The following is a 15,432-nucleotide window of genomic DNA, read 5'->3' on the forward strand; positions in this document are numbered from 1 at the left end:
ATACTGCATAGAGCTACAAATTAGAGCCGAAGTATTTATTATAAATGGTTTCATAGGTTCCATCGTTTTCTATTTGTAATAACACCTTATTTATTCTGTTAATTAGATTATCATTTTTGGGGAGTGTCACGATCCCATACCCGTTTCCTATAACAATAGGATCACCTACTGCTTGAAAATTAATGACTTTATTAATGGTAAGATACTTAAAGATATTAACGTTCATTATGATTACATCCACATCTTTATCGAGTAAGGCAGTAATCATTAGCGAAATTTTTGGATATTCTTTGATGTTATCTTGGCTGGTATAAAGCAATAGAGTGTCGCGAAGATGGCTTTCTTGTACGGTTCCAATTCTTTTATTTTTAATGTCAGCAATTGTTTTTATGTCTGGAGACATGGTTAAAAATTGTCCATTGCTTGTCATATAGGGCAAACTGTAAATGTAATTTGGTGATGGTGTTTGAGGTATTGGAGATGGTGGAAAGGTAATGTCTATGCCGCCTGAATTCAATGTATCCATCTGGTTTCTTATGGTAATAGGCTTATATTCGCACGTTTCATTAAGACGTTTGCATATTTCATTCATGAGATCGATACAAAAGCCAAAATAATGATTGCCACCACCTACTGCAGAAAAAGGAGGTGCAGATTTAGAAACGCCTATTACAATGGGGTCACCATAAGCGAGTGTATTACTCACTAATATAAAAAGAAACAGGGTATACCGAAGCAGCTTCATGCAGTTTACCATCCTTCTTAGGCATATCTAAAATCTAGGTTGCTGAGAATTATTTGTCAAATTTAAAGTAATTTGCACGCGCATACGTTTACGTTAATTTAATTATTTTTGTACTTTTCTTGCCAAGCATCTATCCAGAGCATTAGCAAAAGCAGTTTTCTCCTTGATACTTAAGGCAGGCGGGCCACCTGAAAAATTTCCTGTTGCCCTTAATTGCTCATGCATATCCCTTAAATTTAAACGTTGCTTGATGGTGTTCTCGGTATATTCTTCACCACGCGGGTTAATTGCTAATCCTTTTTTGGCAATAACGTCTGCTGCCAAAGGGATATCGGCGGTAATCACCAGGTCAAAAGGTTCTACATGTTCCACAATGTAATGATCCGCGCTGTCAAACCCTTTAGTGACTTGTACTGCGCGGATGAAAGGTGAGTTAGGATAAGTAAGAAAGGAATTTGCCACTAAAGTGAGTGAAGTTTTTGTACGGGCTGCAGCACGGAACAAAATTTCTTTAATTACTTTAGGGCACGCATCGGCATCCACCCAGATATGCATAGTTATTAAATTGGCCAAAGAAAAGTAGAATGATTTTAGCAAGTAAGGCTGACAAGCAACATAGGCAAATTATATAATTTTATTCTTATGAGCTCTTTCATGCTATTGTACGCACAGTTTTCTATTTAATTTGGGAGAAAGTAATGAGAATTGTCGCTTTTTTGTGTTTTTCACTCGTATCTTTTTGTGTAGCAGCTGAATCGACCTTACCTGCTGGATGTCAGGCAGTTGCAGTTCAAGGTGAATCAGTAACACTACAGGCTAAGAAAAGCAGTTTGGTTTTTATTCATAATCTTACTTCTGCAGATTTATGGATTACCCATCCAGTGACTAATCCTGGTGCTAGTGCCGGTTGGACAACTAAGTTACAAGGTGGAAATTGGGCTGCATTAGCCTTAAATAAAGGTCCGTTTGCTTTAAATTGCATTGAATCCAAACCCGGACATGAACAACAAGTACCTTGTGAAGGTCTTATTGCTGTGTGCAAATGGAAAGGAGTAAAAATTCCTGCTAATGACAAAGGCAGTACGTTTTGGGCAGCAGAAGATATGTCCTTATCTGCCTTAACTGCGGCAGTGGGGACGCGTGGATTTGTAATTCCCGTAGCTAAGCACTAGTACGAATGCCACTTATCTTGCTACTTTCATAGATAAGTGGTAGAACTGAGCAAATGATGAGTAATTTAATTCTATGACAACAAAATATAAACAGGATATACGGTGAGCAAAAAATCAAAAGATCCCTTTTATAAACGGGAGAGTGAAAAATACGCCGATCCTGTTCCCAGCCGCGAATTCATTATGGACGTTCTTAATGAATATGGTAAGCCTATGTCGCGCAATCAATTATTCGATAAATTACAAATAAGAGATGAACGCAAACAAGAGTCCATGGGATTTAGACTCAAAGCAATGTTGCGCGATGGACAAATTATGCAAGATCGGCGCGGGCGCTTTTGTTTGATGCAAAGGATTAATCTCTCGCGCGGTACAGTCCAGGGACATCCAGATGGTTTTGGTTTTTTTATTCCTGATGACGGTACAGAAGATATGTTTTTGTCTGCTAAAGAAATGCGAGCAGTCATGCATGGAGACGTTGTCCTTGCCTATCAGGCTGGTGTGGATCGTCGAGGAAGACCTGAGGCGAAAATCCACGAAGTGATCGAGCATGCCAATGCTACTATTGTGGGCCGGTTTTTTACTGATCATGGGGTCAGTTTTGTCTTGCCGGATAGCAAACATTTGACTCAGGATATTTCTATTCCGCAAGAAATGGTAAACGGAGCAAAAAATGGTCAAATTGTTTTGGTCGAATTAATTGCTTTCCCAAGTAAACGTACCCAAGCCATAGGTAAAGTAATTCATGTTTTAGGCGAGCATATGGCTCCAGGTATGGAAATTCAAGTTGCTCTATATGCACACGGGATTCCTTTTGAATGGCCTGAGGATGTAAGCATCGAAGTAGCAAAAATTCCGCAGCATGTCACCGAAGAACAAATCAACGGGCGCACCGATCTGCGTGGTCTGCCTTTTGTGACAATTGATGGTGAAGACGCTAAAGATTTTGATGATGCAGTTTATTGTTATAAAAAACCCAAAGGCGGTTTCCAACTGTATGTTGCAATCGCCGATGTCAGCAATTATGTCATGCAAGATTCTGCGCTGGATAAAGAGGCAGCGCGCCGGGGTAACTCGGTTTATTTTCCTGGCAAGGTAATTCCCATGTTACCTGAAGCTTTATCCAATGGCTTATGTTCGTTAAATCCTCACGTCGATCGCTTGTGTATGGTTGCTGAAATGGCGATTAGTAATGAAGGTAAAATATCTCGCTCACGTTTTTATCGTGCCGTCATTCATTCACATGCCCGATTAACGTATACCCAGGTTGGCTCTTGGCTTGAGCAGGGCGCCACTGACGAACAACATGCCTCTTTATGGCCTACATTACAAGCTCTTTATGATTTGTATCATGTTCTATTAGTTACCCGTAAACTTCGAGGCGCCATGGATTTCGAGACAACTGAAACGCGCATCGAATTTGATGAAAATAAAAAAATTCAATATATAGTTCCTGTGATTCGCAATGATGCACATAAATTGATTGAAGAATGTATGTTGGCCGCGAATGTTTCTACGGCACGATTTTTAGAAAAAGCCAAGATTCCCGCGCTTTATCGAGTGCATGCCGCCCCCGAAGAAGACAAAATTACTGCATTAAGACAGTTTTTAGGTGAGCTGGGATTGCAATTAGGTGGGGGGAAAAAACCGGGGCCTAAAGATTTTCAGCGCACTATGAATGCCATCGAGGGTCGACCTGATAAACATCTTATTGAAACGGTAATGCTCCGCTCCCTGAAACAAGCACAATATGTTGAAGCGAATGAAGGGCATTTTGGGCTGGCTTATTCGGCTTATACTCATTTTACATCACCCATCAGACGTTATCCTGATTTGTTAATTCATCGTGCAATCGGTTATTTACTCGATAAGAAGCCAGTTTATGAATTTGAGTATACTCATGAAGATATGAATCGATTAGGCAAACATGCGTCTATGACCGAACGACGCGCAGATGAAGCGACACGAGAAGTAATTGCTTGGTTAAAATGTGAGTATATGCAAGATAAATTAGGGCAAGTATTCAAAGGTCGAATTTCCGCAGTGACAGGTTTTGGAATTTTCGTAGAACTTGATGAAATTTATGTTGAAGGCTTGGTCCATGTAACCTCTTTAAAAAATGATTACTATACTTTTGACTCTGTAAAACATCGTTTAATTGGAACTCGTGGTGGCCAGGTGTATCATTTGGGAGACAAGATGACGGTATTGGTCGCCCGTGTTGATTTGGATGAACGTAAAATTGATTTTGAGCCAGTAGAGGAAACACCAAGTCATGAGTGAGCAGTATGTTTATGGGGTACATGCGGTTTCTGCTTTGTTAACCAATCCACATCGAGTGACTAAAAAACTTTATATCAGTGAAGACCGTGCAGACAAGCGATTGCAGGACATTATTGATAAGGCAATACAAGCGAGTGTTAGTATTGAAAAGTTGAGTATGCAAAAAATGAATCAGCGCTTTGCTGACTTTGCGCACCAAGGTGTTGTTGCCACGGCTTCTTCGTTACCTGATTACAATGAATCCCATTTGCTTGCTTTATTGGAGTCCAGTAAACAGCCGGCTTTGATTCTTATCCTGGATGGGGTCACTGATCCACATAATTTGGGGGCCTGTTTGCGTACTGCAGATGCAACCGGAGTTGATTTTGTCGTAATTCCAAAAGACAAAAGCGCCAGCATTACCCCGGTGGTAAGTAAGGTTGCATGCGGTGCAGCAGAGGCTATCCCTTTGGTCAGAGCGACTAATTTGGTGCGTAGCATGGAGCTTTTAAAAGAACATGGGGTATGGATTTATGGTGCAGCTGGTGAGGCAACCAGTTCATTATATCAAACAGACTGCACTGGAAATATCGCAATTGTAATGGGTGCAGAAGGTGAAGGGCTACGTCGCCTGACTCGTGAGCACTGTGACGGTTTATTCTCTTTACCTATGTTAGGCAGTGTATCCAGTTTGAATGTTTCTGTAGCTACCGGTGTTTCTTTATATGAAATTGTAAGGCAAAGAAAAGGGAGCGGCTCTTAATGAGTGAATTAAAAATGAAAGCGGCAAAAGCTGCATTGCAATTTATCGAAGATGATATGGTCGTTGGTGTAGGTACCGGATCTACAGTAAATTTCTTTATTAAAGAATTGGCTACCATAAAGCACAAAATTGATGCTTGTGTATCGAGCTCTAAAGCAACAGAAGCTTTATTACGAAAAGAAGGTATTCCTGTTATTGATTTGAACTCGGTGCAGGATCTACCCATTTATATTGATGGTGCTGATGAAGTAACGGAACATGGCGAAATGATAAAAGGTGGTGGTGGTGCTCATACTCGTGAAAAAATTGTAGCGCAAATGGCAGAACAATTTATTTGTATTGTAGATGACTCAAAGTTAGTAAAGCATTTAGGGCGTTTTCCTGTCGCTGTTGAAGTAATTCCTTTGGCACGGAGCATGGTTGCTCGGCAATTAGTCAAATTAGGCGGAGATCCTGAATATAGAGAAGGTTTTGTTACTGATAATGGGAATATTATTCTTGATGTATTTAATTTAACAATCAATGAACCTATGGAGATGGAAGATCTCATTAATCGCATCACTGGAGTTGTGGAAAACGGCATATTTGCGCATCGTGCGGCAGATGTCGTTTTGTTGGCCTCTCAGGATGGTGTGAAGCAAGTGAAATAGATTAAATAGAATGTATCTCGGGGACCAGGCACGTAGCCTGGCTGCTTGCAGCCAGGATCTCAATGGATGTATTCTAGGAAATCCCCCTGGTTGCAAGCAACCAGGCTACAAAAACAAATAGGTTTTAGGCTAATGAATGAACATAAAGTTTATGTAAATCGAATTCTAAATATGAAAAAAATCAAGTTAATTGGTCTGGATATGGACCATACCTTGATTCGTTATAATTCTGAGAATTTTGAATCTTTGGTTTATCAACTCGTCAAAGAACAATTGGTCGAGGTGAAGTATTATCCTGAGCAAATTAAAAAATTGAATTTTAATTATCATGATGCAATTCGCGGTTTAGTGATTGATAGCAAAAACGGCAATATTTTAAAATTAAGTCGTTATGGTGCAATTCGACAAAGTTATCATGGTACCAAACAGATTGATTTTACCGAGCAACAGAAAATATATCGAAGCATCTATGTTGATTTAGGTGATCCAAATTATATGGCAATCGACACTGCTTTTTCGATTGCCTTTTGTGTTCTATATGGTCAATTGGTTGACTTGAAAGATACCCTATATCCTGAGCAAATTCCCAGTTATCAAACCATTGCGCAAGATGTTCAATTTTGTGTGGATAAAGTACACTCTGATGGCAGTTTGAAAACAATCATTAGTAAAAATTTACCTACTTATGTGATAAAAGAACGTGCACTAGTCGAGGGTTTGAAACATTTTATTCATCATGGCAAAAAAATATTTATTCTGACCAATTCAGATTATGCTTATACAAAACTTTTGCTGGAATATGCGATTAACCCATTTTTAAAGAAGGGTGAGAGCTGGATCAATTTATTTGAATTTGTCATTACTTTAGCAAATAAACCTCGCTTTTTTTATGATAATCTCCGCTTTTTATCGATTAATCCCGCGAGCGGAGCAATGACTAATATGATGGGGGCTATCGCTCCAGGAGTATATCAAGGGGGTAATGCCAAAAAGTTTACTGAAGATTTGCAGGTCCGCGGCGATGAAATTCTTTATATTGGAGATCACATCTATGGTGATATTTTACGATTGAAGAAAGATTGCAACTGGCGTACTGCTTTAGTTGTTGAAGAGCTTGGAGAAGAAATAGAGGCGCAAGCACGAGCAATGCCTATAGAGAAAAAAATCAGCGAAGTAATGGATGTAAAAAAAGGTTTAGAAAAACAATATGTCAATCTATCCACCAAAATGATCGATGAAGGCTCAAAACAATACAGCCATGAAATTCAAGAACTACAAGCGCAAATCAGTAGGATTGATGCGCAACTTACGAAATTGTTAAAAGAACAACAAACCTATTTTAATCCAAAGTGGGAACGTATTTTTCGAGCTGGAGCAGAAGAAAGTTATTTTGCTTATCAAGTCGATCGCTTTGCCTGTATTTATATGGAAAAACTATCTGACTTATTAGAATACTCTCCTGCAACTTATTTTCGTGCGAATCGACGTCTATTAGCGCATGATGTTGAGGTATAAGTTTTCCCTTTTTTTAACTTGCTTAGTGATTTAATTGTAAAAGAAGCTATATTTTATTTATGAAACGCATGGTGAGACGGTATAAGGAAATAAATTATTTATAAGGAAAACCTATGTCAACAATAAAACTATTGAAAAAAGCCCTTCTTGTGTTTTGTTTGCTTGGAACCACTATATTGGTTAGCTCCTGCTATACCAATCAACCTATTTCATCGAATGAAAAAGGTTATGGCGGAGAAGGTTCTGGCGAAGGTGGTAGTGGTCATGGTGGATTGGGCGGCGTTGGTGGTGGGGCGCGTTAGATTCCCCAGAGCTACGCAACAGCACCTTCAATTAATAAGTGATGCATTTTCAAAATGGTTTTAGTCCAAATTAGACTTATTTGTCTAATTTTACAAAAATAAAAAAAATCTTCATAAAAATAATTTCTTAATTCTTCCTTAAGGTTTGATCTTTATACTTAATCCTGAACTAACAGGGAGCCCGGATGCGATGCGTGTATTAATTATTGAAGACAATGCCTTTAATGCATTTTGCTTGTCTCGACTATTGGAGTCAGTAATTGCATCGGTATCAATAGATGTTGTGAGTAATAGTCAAGATGCTTTATCTTGTATAGATACTCATGTGCCCGATCTAGTTATCATTGATGGTGAGTTGAATTTGATTGATGAGTTATCTACCCATGGTCCCCAGCTTGCAGCCGTTATTTTACAAAAATATCCTCATCTTCCCTTAATTGCTTGGTCAGATTCTGAATTTATGCGTGGCGCTTTTGCCAAGGTTTTTATTCAATATAATCGCTTAGTTAACGAGTATAATACTTGGGCCAAAACGGTAAGACCAGAGTGCATTCAAAAAACCTGGGCCTATTATTTTGATGACTCAGTCAATGAAAAGCAACCAACTTATTCACATGCAACTCGTGCTAAACGACAAGCTGGCTATCACCTTGATTGCATTTAAGCAGAATGCTCAGTGAGCGGAACTTTGATTTTTAAATCCATATACAGAGCTGAAAACCGACCAGAAATCAGCAAGTATGTGAAATACGCACTATAATTATAGTAATCCTCTTTCTATGAATGTGAGTAAAATCTATTTCTTAAGGAAATCACTATGGATTATGAAAGGGCACAAAACGCTTCTGATCAGAAAACACAAAAAATACACGCAGGTAAAAAAATTAGCAGAAAGAATACTCTTGGTTCTTTAAGTCAAAAATTAAAAATGACCGAAAAACACAAGGGAGAAGAGAGTATGCACGCAAAAAAAAGCATGCTTAACTTGGAGGTACAAACCATTAAAACAGAAGAAATGTTTTATGCAAAAACTCTTTTGCAAAACATACTGGAAAGTTCCATTGAATATTCAATCATAGCTACGGACTTAAATGGAAAAATAATCGTATGGAATGAAGGCGCTTACCGCAATTATGGCTACCATGCTTCTGAAATGGTTAATAAAAAAAATATTCTTATCTTACATATACCCGAAGACGTCAAATCCGGGGTTGCTCAAGCTTTTATGCAAAAGGCATTGCAGGAAGGAAAAGCCGAAGAAGTGTTTGAACGTGTTCGTAAAGATGGGTCGCATTTTATTGCTTCAGTCACCTTAACATTACGTCGAGATGATGCAGGTAAGCCTATTGGTTATCTGACCATTTCCAAAGACGTTACCGAAGCGAAGCGAATTGAAAATCAACTACTTAAGACTAATGAAGAACTGGAGCAATTTGCTTACATTACATCACATGATTTAAAAGCACCATTGCGAGCAATCGAACGATTAGCCACTTGGATTGAAGAAGATAATGCCGACAAAATCGATGAAAAGTCAAAAGAACATTTGGCATTATTACGTCAACGCACTTTGCGTTTGTCCAATTTAATTGATGGAATATTACACTATTCGCGTGCTGGTCGTGTTGATTTGAATATTGAACTTGTGAATACCAAAGTCATTTTGAAAGAGATCATTGAAAACCTGAATCCTGAGGGCCGATTTGAGATTCTATTGCCTCAACGGTTGCCTGTTTTTAAAACAGCCAAGATCCCTTTAGTTCAGGTATTATCCAATTTGATAAGTAATAGCATAAAACACCACAACCGTAAAAAAGGGACTATTAAAATTGAGGTTGACCCTTTAGGAGCATTTTATTTGTTTACTATCAAAGATGATGGTCCGGGGATTGAGCCCGAATATTTTGACAAAATTTTTATTGTTTTTCAGACGCTTAAATCAAGAGATGAATTAGAGTCTACCGGTATTGGCTTGAGTATTGTGAAAAAAATTGTCGAATCTCAGGGGGGAAAAGTTATGGTGCAATCTCAAGTAGGGCATGGAACTACAATGTCCTTTACCTGGCCTAAGCAGCTTAAGGAAGAAAATATTGATAAGCTCTAACTCATATTTTGTCAGGAAATTCAAGCAGATTCCAATAACGATGCAATGATGAGATGATTTCCACAAATTCTGAAATATGAAATGGTTTTACAATATAACCCGCCACATTTAAGTTGTACGCATCTATTTTATCTTTCTCGCTATTTGAAGTAGTAAGAATAAAAACCAACAGTGATTTTAATTTTTCATGGGCTCTGATACTTTTTATAAATTCTATGCCATTCATTTTAGGCATATTGATGTCCAGGATAATGATTTTGGGGGTGGGTTTTATCTTTTTCTCGCCATTTATACCCAATAATTTGTTTAATGCTTCTAATCCATTAGTTGCTACATGAAGAGGATTATCGATTTTATTTTTTTTAAAGGTTCTTTGCATATCTTTGATGTCAATTGCATCATCATCTACGAGCATGAAATGAATTGATTTATCTAACTGATACATAATTTCTTCCTTATCTTTATGTAATATAAATTATAGGCAATAAATTTAATTTTTTTCAAAATTGACTAATATTTAGTACTATAATTAATGTATGATTGATATCAGTACTGGCTAAGTTTTTTAGCGAAAATATTTCCTATTTCCGCAGGCTTTTAATCATTCATTTAAAGTACACGAAATGCGGACGGAGAATGGCTATGGAAACCCACAAAAACACCGTTGATATTTTGTATATTGAGGATGATGTTGTTGATGTCGAAGGTGTAAAGCGAATATTTAAAAAAGTTAAAGAGTCTTGCGCTATTGAAATTGCCTCCAATGGTGAAGAAGCATTAAATAAACTATTTGGGCGTCAAGGACAAGAAAAAATCCATCCGAAAGTGATCCTTCTTGATATTAACGTGCCCAAAGTAAATGGAATTGATTTGCTAAAAATTATTCGTAAGGATCCTTCCTTAGCTTTTACAGAAGTATTTATTTTGACAAATGCTTATACGAAAGAAAATAAGCTCGCCATAAAAGATTTAAATGTACGAGGGCAAATTATTAAACCCCTGGAATATGGGGATGCGTTGAATATTTATTGGGCAACGCACCATGCTTGAAATGAGGGTGTTTCCTCTCTTTTGCTAATTCATACTTAGTGTTTCAACTACCGTTGTACTTCTCATTACTCCTCCAACAAAATTATTTTTACAATTTTGTCAGCTTGTAGCCTGGGTGCAGCGCAGCGAAACCCGGGAAACATGAATGGCCCATAATCCCTGGTTCCGCTGTGCTGCACCCAGGCTACAAATACGATAGATATTCAAATACTTAATGAGCCGCATCCCAATTCGCACCTGTGCCAATAGAGACTACAAGTGGAACGGAGAGTTTCACCGCATGTTCCATCAGCTCACGAATTATTTTTTTGCTGGATTCCACTTCTTCATTACGTACTTCAAAAACCAACTCATCATGGACTTGCATGATCATTTTTGCTGGTGGATTTCTTTGCTCATTTTGCCATTTAGCTATCGATATCATGGCTTTTTTAATAATGTCTGCAGCAGTACCTTGCATCGGCGCGTTAATTGCCGTGCGTTCGGCTGCTTTTTGTCGGACCATATTGCGAGTATTAATTTCGGGTAGATACAAGCGTCTGCCGAATAAGGTTTCCACATAACCGAGCTGATGAGCCTGTTGGCGAGTTCGGTTCATGTATTCCAAAACTTTAGGGTAACGGTGGAAATAAGTATCGATATAATATTGAGCGTCCTGACGTTCTACGCCAATTTGTTTTGCCAGTCCAAAAGCAGACATTCCATAAATCAGACCAAAGTTGACTGCTTTGGCCCTGCGACGTTGTTCGCTGCTGACATCTTCTAGTGGTGTTTGAAAAATTTCACTGGCGGTTGCTGCATGAATATCCCACCCTTGAGCAAAGGCTTTTAACAGATTTTCATCTTGCGATAAATGAGCCATGATTCGTAATTCGATTTGAGAATAGTCTGCTGCAAGAATGAGGCAGTTCTCGGGGGCTATAAATGCAGTACGAATCAGACGGCCTTCCTCACTTCGGATAGGAATGTTTTGCAAATTGGGTTCACTTGAGGAAAGTCTTCCTGTGGCGGTAACTGCCTGATTATAGGATGTGTGGACTCTATGTGTTTGTGGATTAATTTTTTTAGGCAAGCTGTCAATGTACGTTGAGACCAGTTTAGTAAGGCTGCGGTATTCAAGGATCACCGCAGCAAGACGATAATCATAAGCCAGTTCTTGTAATACAGCCTCTGCCGTGGATGGTTGCCCTGTTGGTGTTTTTGCAATTACAGGCAGCTTATGTGAATCAAAGAGAATCTCTTGTAATTGTTTTGGGGAGTTCAGATTAAAAGGTTTGCCTGCCAGTTGTAATGCTTCTTGCTCTAATGCATTGATGCGCTCTTTCAAACGAGCGCCATGCTCTTCCAAAGTTACGGCGTCTATGAGTACTCCAAGTCGCTCCATATCGGCAAGCACGGTGACTAATGGCATTTCTATTTCATTGAATACACCCAGCATGGATTCTGGGATCGAAGGAAACAGTTTATTGTGCAGTTGCAATGTAATTTCTGCATCTTCCGCTGCATAGGCCGCTGCTCTATCCACGGGGATTTGATCAAAACGCAACTGCTTTGCTCCTTTGCCCGCAACTTCTTCATAACTAATTGCTTTGTGTCCCAGATATTTTAAGGCTAACGAGTCCATATCATGACGACCGGCACTACTGTTGAGTACGTAAGACTCTAACATCGTGTCATAATTTATACCTTTTAAAGTAATGCCATGGTTTTTCAAAACGGAATAATCGTATTTGAGATTCTGGCCAATTTTTTTTATTTGTGGATTTTCTAAAATAGGTTTTAAAGCAGTGAGCACTTCTTCACGAATTAATTGCGCTGTTCCATCGGTATGCGTAAATGGAATATATACCGCTTTGCCTTCTTCGATCGCCAAAGAAATTCCAACAAGCTCTGCCAACATAATGTCAATACTGGTTGTTTCTGTATCAATACAAAAGGCTTGGCATTGTTCCAGTTGATTGAGCAAATGATTGAGTTGCTGGTTCGTCGTAATTAATTCGAAAGGGATACTGAATATCTTGGGTTGGCCTGGAGAGGAACTGCCTTCTTCTCCCAAGAGTTCTTTAAGCCAATTTTTGAATTCAAATTGACGTGTTAATTCAATGAGCCGTTCTTTATTCATTGGATTTGGTTTTAACTCACCCCATTTTAGAGGTAAATCAACATCTGTTTTGATTGTTACTAACTTTTTGGATAATGGCAGTTGTGGGATACTTGCACGTAAGTTCTCACCAATTTTACCACTGATTTCATCCGCGTGTTGAATTAGATTATCTAATGTTTGATATTCTGTAAGCCATTTAACTGCTGTTTTGGGCCCACATTTGGTGACACCAGGGACATTATCTACGCTATCGCCAATAAGAGTAAGGTAATCAATCACTTGCGCGGGTTTAATGCCAAATTTCTCTTGGACTCCTTCACTACCCATAGTGGTATTGCTCATGGTATTGATTAACGTAATATGCTCGTTAACCAGTTGGGCCATATCCTTATCACCTGTAGAGATAATTACTGGAATTCCTTGTTCTGTGGCCTGTCTTGCTAAGGTTCCTATCACATCATCTGCTTCAACTCCCTCAATAATCAGTATGGGAAGTCCCATTGCTTCTAACAATTGGATTAATGGCGCAAATTGAGTGCTTAAGTCATGTGGCATGGGTGGCCTATGGGCCTTGTATTCTGGATACCATTCGTCTCTGAATGTTTTCCCCTTGGCATCAAAGACTACAGCTAATTCTTCAGGCTGGTAATCTTTGATGAGCTTTTTAATCATATTGGCCACCCCATAGATGGCTCCTGTGGGTTGGCCTTTTGAGTTAGTCAAAGGCGGTAGTGCATGAAATGCACGAAAAAAATAGGATGAGCCGTCAATGAGAATCAAGGGGGATGTCATAGTTACTCTGCCTCTTCTTTGGCAAGTTGTTTTTTCAATAATTCAATTTGCTCCGAAAGTGCTTTGATATTCTTGCGCATTAAGGGAATTCGGTTAACTCCTAGCTCATGTTGAATGGCGAGATCTTTTGGACGAGCTGGGTTTCCTAAATAAACATTCCCTTCTTTTAGATGTTTGTTGGGTGGTACACCTGTACGAGCTCCTAATATTACCCCATCATCAATGCGTACATGATCACTAACCCCGACATTAGCAGCAAAAATCACATGATTGCCTGAAGTAGTACTTCCAGCGATACCGGTAAAACCACAGAGGATATTGTGCTTACCTAGTTTAACAGAATGTGCTACCTGGACCAGGTTATCAATTTTAGTTCCCTCACCAATAACCGTTGCCCCCATCGTGGCACGATCAATTGCAGTATTTGCACCTATTTCTACATCATCCTCAACAATAACATGCCCAATATGAGGAACTTTAAGATGTTTGCCATCAACAAAGGTATAACCAAACCCATCAGAACCTATAACAGTAGAGGCATGAATGATGACTCTGGAACCAATACGACATTTATCATATACGGTGACATGGGAGTGAATGGTGGTATTATTTCCTACAGATACATCACGACCAATATGAATATGACTTTTTAAAATACTGTGGTCGCCAATAATACTACCCGCTTCAATGACTACATAAGGGCCTATAAATACTTCATTCCCCAATTGCACTCCTTCGCCAATGACGGCGGTAGGATGAATACCAGGAATAGTTTTTTGAGGGGGGTTGAAATGGTGCATCAAAGTAATGAAGGCTTTAAATGGATGCTTTACCTGTATTAATGGTTTTTTTGAACCAGTAATCTGTTCATTGACTAATATGGCTGTTGCTTGCGATGCTTCCGCCAATTTCACATTTTCATTACTATCAGCAAACACTAAACTTTCGGGGGAAATCTCGTCAATAGGTGATAGGAAAGACACTTTTATTGAGTCATCACCTATGACTACCCCTTGTACCATGTTTGCTAAATCACGTAGTGAATAACTCATTTGTTGGCCTTTTTTTGTAAAATAGCTGATTATATACCCAAGGAACCTCCATTGCTATGCTTTAGGCGGCTTCATTTTTTGCTTAGAGGTTTGTATAAAAGATGAGTTAAAGTAACTCTGGCTGGTATGAGGTAAACACTACTGGTAGAGGTTTTTGATTCAGTAATGATTCAAATAAACGAACTATTCTAGAAAATAATACATCCTTTGTTAGATTGATACTCTTCAACCCGATGTTTTTCTTCTTCCGGGGGTGATGATTCCATTTTTGATGTAACTGCTTGCTGGAATAACTCTTCCATATTTTTTCCCGTTTTTGCACTTGCGGTCATGTAAAATAAATTATTATCCTTAACAAAGCTGTTCAGGACTTTAATATCTAACTCTTGATCAGGTTCTGCATCACTTTTTAGTCCAACTAAAATAATTTTCCCTAAGCTGTTCCTATCTAAATGCTGATTAATTTCTTCTAGCCATTTCATGGCACCATCAAACGTGATGGGTCTGGCTAAATCAAAACCTATAATTGCAATGTCTGTTTCCTTAAAATAAAACCTGCATGAATGTCCATAGCGTGCTACCCCAGGAATATCCCATATGTGAAGATTTATTTTACTTTCATTGACTTCAATCAATTTATGATAAAAATCAACGCCTATTGTAGCCTTAACATTAGTGGGGTATCTTCCCGAAGTAAACGTTTTTAATAGCGAGGTTTTACCGCAAACATCTCCGACAAAAATCACCTTGAATGATGGGAGCTTTATCCTTACTTCTTTCAGTTCAATGTCTGTATCAAAAAGCCCAAATTTTGTTTTCATCTCTTATCCCTAAAATAATAATAACAAGCCAAGTTACGATATTAATGTGATCAATATTGATAAAAATTCAGCATATAATCAAGCTAATTAATGAATTAAA

At 38.5% G+C, this 15,432-nt stretch carries 15 protein-coding genes; 9 read left to right on the forward strand and 6 right to left on the reverse strand.

What is annotated here, in order from left to right; genetic code table 11:
• Positions 1–13: 13 nt before the first annotated feature.
• Both Lstg_RS03980 and Lstg_RS03985 read right to left on the reverse strand, forming a co-directional pair.
• Positions 14–745 carry a transporter substrate-binding domain-containing protein gene (locus Lstg_RS03980; RefSeq protein ID WP_058476370.1) on the reverse strand — a complete coding sequence of 244 codons (732 nt, stop codon included), beginning with the start codon at positions 743–745 and terminating at the stop codon, positions 14–16.
• A 102-nt stretch (positions 746–847) separates the two neighbouring features.
• Positions 848–1,300, reverse strand: a complete 453-nt coding sequence (locus Lstg_RS03985; RefSeq protein WP_058476371.1) for a YaiI/YqxD family protein — start codon at positions 1,298–1,300, stop codon at positions 848–850.
• A 143-nt stretch (positions 1,301–1,443) separates the two neighbouring features.
• On the opposite strand from Lstg_RS03985, the gene Lstg_RS03990 reads away from it, so the two are divergent.
• The 8 genes from Lstg_RS03990 to Lstg_RS04025 all read left to right on the forward strand — a co-directional run bounded on the left by Lstg_RS03990 (position 1,444) and on the right by Lstg_RS04025 (position 9,513).
• Entirely contained in the window at positions 1,444–1,917 is a 474-nt protein-coding gene (locus Lstg_RS03990; protein ID WP_058476372.1) for a hypothetical protein, read from the forward strand.
• 102 nt (positions 1,918–2,019) lie between these two features.
• On the forward strand, positions 2,020–4,200 hold the full coding sequence (gene rnr, locus Lstg_RS03995) for a ribonuclease R (protein WP_058476373.1): 2,181 nt from the start codon (positions 2,020–2,022) through the stop codon (positions 4,198–4,200).
• On the forward strand, positions 4,193–4,942 hold the full coding sequence (rlmB, locus tag Lstg_RS04000) for a 23S rRNA (guanosine(2251)-2'-O)-methyltransferase RlmB (protein ID WP_058476374.1): 750 nt from the start codon (positions 4,193–4,195) through the stop codon (positions 4,940–4,942). Before rnr ends, rlmB begins: the two co-directional genes overlap by 8 nt.
• Positions 4,942–5,592, forward strand: coding sequence for a ribose-5-phosphate isomerase RpiA (gene rpiA, locus Lstg_RS04005; RefSeq protein WP_058476375.1), 651 nt, complete (start codon positions 4,942–4,944; stop codon positions 5,590–5,592). The genes rlmB and rpiA overlap by 1 nt, the downstream gene beginning before the upstream one ends.
• A gap of 132 nt (positions 5,593–5,724) precedes the next feature.
• Positions 5,725–7,107, forward strand: a complete 1,383-nt coding sequence (locus tag Lstg_RS04010) for an HAD-IG family 5'-nucleotidase (protein ID WP_058476440.1) — start codon at positions 5,725–5,727, stop codon at positions 7,105–7,107.
• Between the two features lie 113 nt (positions 7,108–7,220).
• Entirely contained in the window at positions 7,221–7,409 is a 189-nt protein-coding gene (locus Lstg_RS04015) for a hypothetical protein (RefSeq protein WP_058476376.1), read from the forward strand.
• A gap of 190 nt (positions 7,410–7,599) precedes the next feature.
• Positions 7,600–8,073, forward strand: a complete 474-nt coding sequence (locus tag Lstg_RS04020) for a response regulator (protein ID WP_058476377.1) — start codon at positions 7,600–7,602, stop codon at positions 8,071–8,073.
• Between the two features lie 153 nt (positions 8,074–8,226).
• Positions 8,227–9,513, forward strand: coding sequence for a sensor histidine kinase (locus Lstg_RS04025; protein ID WP_058476378.1), 1,287 nt, complete (start codon positions 8,227–8,229; stop codon positions 9,511–9,513).
• 1 nt (position 9,514) lies between these two features.
• Here the strand turns inward: Lstg_RS04025 and Lstg_RS04030 are convergent, their stop codons facing one another.
• Positions 9,515–9,958 carry a response regulator gene (locus Lstg_RS04030; RefSeq protein ID WP_058476379.1) on the reverse strand — a complete coding sequence of 148 codons (444 nt, stop codon included), beginning with the start codon at positions 9,956–9,958 and terminating at the stop codon, positions 9,515–9,517.
• 197 nt (positions 9,959–10,155) lie between these two features.
• On the opposite strand from Lstg_RS04030, the gene Lstg_RS04035 reads away from it, so the two are divergent.
• Complete coding sequence (locus Lstg_RS04035; RefSeq protein ID WP_058476380.1) at positions 10,156–10,563, forward strand: response regulator; 408 nt, start codon at positions 10,156–10,158, stop codon at positions 10,561–10,563.
• 211 nt (positions 10,564–10,774) lie between these two features.
• On the opposite strand, the gene polA is transcribed toward Lstg_RS04035, so the two are convergent.
• The 3 genes from polA to Lstg_RS04050 all read right to left on the reverse strand — a co-directional run bounded on the left by polA (position 10,775) and on the right by Lstg_RS04050 (position 15,332).
• On the reverse strand, positions 10,775–13,459 hold the full coding sequence (gene polA / locus Lstg_RS04040) for a DNA polymerase I (RefSeq protein WP_058476381.1): 2,685 nt from the start codon (positions 13,457–13,459) through the stop codon (positions 10,775–10,777).
• Between the two features lie 2 nt (positions 13,460–13,461).
• The gene (gene lpxD / locus Lstg_RS04045) at positions 13,462–14,511 is read right to left on the reverse strand and encodes a UDP-3-O-(3-hydroxymyristoyl)glucosamine N-acyltransferase (protein WP_058476382.1); all 1,050 of its coding nucleotides are present in this window, start codon (positions 14,509–14,511) and stop codon (positions 13,462–13,464) included.
• Positions 14,512–14,699: 188 nt separating this feature from the next.
• On the reverse strand, positions 14,700–15,332 hold the full coding sequence (locus Lstg_RS04050; protein ID WP_058476383.1) for a Rab family GTPase: 633 nt from the start codon (positions 15,330–15,332) through the stop codon (positions 14,700–14,702).
• Between the last annotated feature and the right edge of the window lie 100 nt (positions 15,333–15,432).

This window comes from Legionella steigerwaltii (genome assembly GCF_001468065.1).
GTDB lineage: Bacteria > Pseudomonadota > Gammaproteobacteria > Legionellales > Legionellaceae > Legionella > Legionella steigerwaltii.